Source organism: Rhodococcus sp. CX (assembly GCF_015865005.1).
In the GTDB taxonomy this organism is placed as follows: Bacteria; Actinomycetota; Actinomycetes; order Mycobacteriales; family Mycobacteriaceae; genus Rhodococcus.
Genome location: NZ_JADZGH010000271.1, coordinates 2445 through 5372, shown reverse-complemented (window position 1 = coordinate 5372; position 2928 = coordinate 2445). Strand labels below are relative to the sequence as shown.

4 protein-coding genes and 1 pseudogene are annotated in these 2928 nt (G+C 68.2%); 3 read left to right on the top strand and 2 right to left on the bottom strand.

Annotation, left to right across the window (positions count from 1 at the left end):
* Window positions 1–463 (bottom strand): annotated as a pseudogene (locus tag I0Q12_RS34415) (ABC transporter transmembrane domain-containing protein); the annotation flags it as partial.
* Between the two features lie 189 nt (window positions 464–652).
* On the opposite strand from I0Q12_RS34415, the gene I0Q12_RS30675 reads away from it, so the two are divergent.
* Window positions 653–1075: a MarR family winged helix-turn-helix transcriptional regulator gene (locus I0Q12_RS30675; protein ID WP_197257716.1), complete on the top strand. Its 423-nt coding sequence runs from the start codon at window positions 653–655 to the stop codon at window positions 1073–1075.
* A 194-nt stretch (window positions 1076–1269) separates the two neighbouring features.
* A complete protein-coding gene (locus I0Q12_RS30670) occupies window positions 1270–2016 on the top strand; it encodes a PE-PPE domain-containing protein (RefSeq protein WP_231611764.1) in 747 nt (248 codons plus the stop codon).
* A 4-nt stretch (window positions 2017–2020) separates the two neighbouring features.
* On the opposite strand, the gene I0Q12_RS30665 is transcribed toward I0Q12_RS30670, so the two are convergent.
* A complete protein-coding gene (locus tag I0Q12_RS30665) occupies window positions 2021–2278 on the bottom strand; it encodes a hypothetical protein (RefSeq protein ID WP_197257715.1) in 258 nt (85 codons plus the stop codon).
* Between the two features lie 103 nt (window positions 2279–2381).
* Here I0Q12_RS30665 and I0Q12_RS30660 point away from each other — a divergent pair, with 103 nt between their 5' ends.
* Complete coding sequence (locus tag I0Q12_RS30660; protein WP_197257713.1) at window positions 2382–2870, top strand: MarR family winged helix-turn-helix transcriptional regulator; 489 nt, start codon at window positions 2382–2384, stop codon at window positions 2868–2870.
* The last annotated feature ends 58 nt before the right edge of the window (window positions 2871–2928 follow it).

Genomic DNA, 2928 nt, shown 5'->3' with positions numbered 1-2928 from the left:
GCAGCGACAGGCGCCAGCTCAGTACGGCCATCGCGACGGCGGTGCCGACGACGGTGGTGATGTTGGCGGCGATCGACGTGGCCGTGGAGGTCACGACGTTCTGCATTCCGCCGATGTCGTTGGTCAGCCGGGACTGGATCTCACCGCCGCGGGTGCGGGTGAAGAAACTCAGGGACTGACGCTGCAGGTGGGCGAAGACGCGGGTGCGCAGGCCGTGCATGATGCGCTGGCCCACCGTGGTGGAGATCCAGGTCTGGGCGACGCCGAGCACCGAGGAGGCGACGGTCACCGCGAGCATGCCGGTGACGACCCACAGCAGCAGCGAGACGTTCTGTTCGGGGATGGCATGGTCGATGGCCGCGCGGACGAGGAAGGGGCTGGCGAGGGAGATCACGGACGAGGTGACGATGAGCGCCACCACGAGTGCGATCTGCCAGCGGTAGGGCGCGAAGAGGGCACCGATGCGGCGCAGGCTGACGGGTGAGTCCTGAAGCTGGCGTCGATCGAGGGGGTCGACCTTGCCCCGTTTTCCGGGACCGGGACCGCCGCCCGGGGGGAGGTGCATCATGTACACCACCTCCTTCTGAGTCGATGTAACGTATTGAGGTTGCCTCACTAAGAGGTAAACGTCAAATGCGGTACTCTTCATTCCATGGCCGATTCACCCGCAACATTGCGTGATCTGCTGATCACGGCCACCCGCACGCTGCGACGACGTTGGCACGAGACCCTCGAACCGTGGCATTTGTCACCTCACGAGCACCGCGCCCTGCGCGTCGTCGGCGGCTCCGACGGGTCCCCGCTGCGGCTCGGCGAGGTCGCCAAGGCGCTGCGGATCGTGCCGCGCTCGGCCACCGAGGTGATCGACCGGCTCGAGGCCCGCGGACTCACCGAGCGGATCCCCGACCCCGCCGACCGCCGCGCGGTGTGCGTGCAACTGACCGACGCGGGACGCGACCTCGCCCGGCAACTCGACGCGGCGCGCGACGCCGAAGCCGGCGAGTTCTTCGCCCCGCTCGACGACCACGACCGCGCCGAGCTCGCACGGATCCTGCGCAAGCTCGTCGAGCCCTGACGGGAGTTCGAGGTTCCCGCAATCCGGATGGACAACAGCGCGCGGTCGGCAGCGCGCCGCTGTCGTCCCGTTCGGCGGCTTGCGACGCCATGACCAGTGCCACACCCGTAATGGTTCATTCGGAGGACGAGGCCGGATCCCGAACCCCGGTACCCTGCGATTGTTCGATGGCTCGTGGTCTCAGGAGGTTCGGCATGGTCGGCTCACCCGAATCGATTCGTCGCGGCTTCGGCCTGGTCACAGCGGCCCTCGCGATCACCACGATGTCCGCCCTCCTGACGTCGCCGGCCGCCGGCGCGGCACCGGACGAAACCGGCTCCTGCCCAGAACGTTTCGTGCTCGCGGTGGACGGCACCAAGAACGTCGATTCCATCGATTCCCTGGACCCGGAGTCGCCGCTGGCGCAGATCTCGGAGCGCTACCGGCAGCCGGGCACGATCGTCGAACACATCCGCTATCCCGCGGTGGTCGTGCCGGTGCCGGACTCCGGTTCCAGCAAGGGCTCGGACGGCATCGCCTACGACGAGTCGAAAGCAATCGGCAAGAGCCGGTTGCGCGAGGCGATCACGCGGGAGCACGCGGTGTGCCCGAACTCGGAGCTCGTCGTTCTCGGTTACTCGCAGGGGGCCGCGGTCGCGGGCGATGTCCTGGCCGAGATCGCGCACGACGGTTCGGTTCCCCCGGACCGCATCCGGGGTGTGCTCTACGCGGATCCGCGCGACGAGAACGGCGTCGAGTCCCAGTTCCCCGGACAGGTGGCCCCGGGCATCACGCTCACGGGCGGACGCCACGATTTCGGTGACATCCGGGTGGACCGCGTCTGCCTCGCGGGCGATGCGGTGTGCGACGCCCGGACACCGGAGGACAGCGAGCACTGGCTCATCGAGGACCTCGCCGGATACCTGCTCCTGCACACCGAATATCCCGACTACGTGCGCTGACGGCCTACATTCGCCGCACCAGGGAACCGCCCCGGCGGCGATCGTAGGTGATGCCGCACCGGTCGACGACCTGACCGAGCGTCACGTGGCAGTCGTCGCTGTCGAAGGCCCGCGAGAAGCGGCCGTCGGGACGCACCCACACGCGAATCGCAGGCGCCGTCCCCGAGGAGGCGAGCAGGTATTCGTCGCAGCCGTCGGCGGCCACGGACACCCCGCGCACGGCACCCTGGGCAAACGCGAGTTCGATGAGGTCGTCGATCATGCGATTAGGCTAGCCTAATCTAATCCCCGGTGGGGGTGCTACGTCGACGACGACAGATCGAGCCTCACAAGTTCGTGCACTAACTGTTGGTATCCTCGACGAGATGAGTTCCGACGCCGCCGCTCCGTTCACACCGACCCGCGCGGACGATCCCTTGGCCCTCGACCGTCAGGTGTGCTTCGCGCTCGCCGTGGCCAATCGCGCAGTACTCGCGGTCTACCGGCCGATCCTGGAGCCGCTGGGACTGACCCATCCGCAGTATCTGGTGATGCTCGTCCTGTGGGAGCAGGCACCGCTGTCCGTCAAGGAGATCGGGCGGGTCCTGCAGCTCGACTCGCCCACCTTGTCGCCTCTGCTCAAGCGTCTGCAGGCGCTCGGCCTGATCACGCGCACCCGCAGCACCGCCGACGAACGGCAGCTCGTCGTCGACCTCACCGACGAGGGTCGCGCGCTGCGGAGCCGCGCCGAGGCCGTGCCCGGTACCGTCGTCGACACGCTCGGTGTGGACATCTCCGAACTCGAGGAGCTGCACGCCGTCCTGAGCCGCGTCAACGCGGCAGCGTTGAAAGCCGGTGCGCTGCAACACAAGTGATGCCCACCCGGTAGGCAGTGGCGCAAACCACCGAACGGCCGGTCGCGCGCGGCCGGCT

Coding starts and splice junctions, on each gene's coding strand:
- I0Q12_RS30660 (WP_197257713.1), top strand. CDS start 2,382: ATGAGTTCCGACGCCGCCGCTCCGTTCACACCGACCCGCGCGGACGAT.
- I0Q12_RS30675 (WP_197257716.1), top strand. CDS start 653: ATGGCCGATTCACCCGCAACATTGCGTGATCTGCTGATCACGGCCACC.
- I0Q12_RS30665 (WP_197257715.1), bottom strand. CDS start 2,278: ATGATCGACGACCTCATCGAACTCGCGTTTGCCCAGGGTGCCGTGCGC.
- I0Q12_RS30670 (WP_231611764.1), top strand. CDS start 1,270: ATGGTCGGCTCACCCGAATCGATTCGTCGCGGCTTCGGCCTGGTCACA.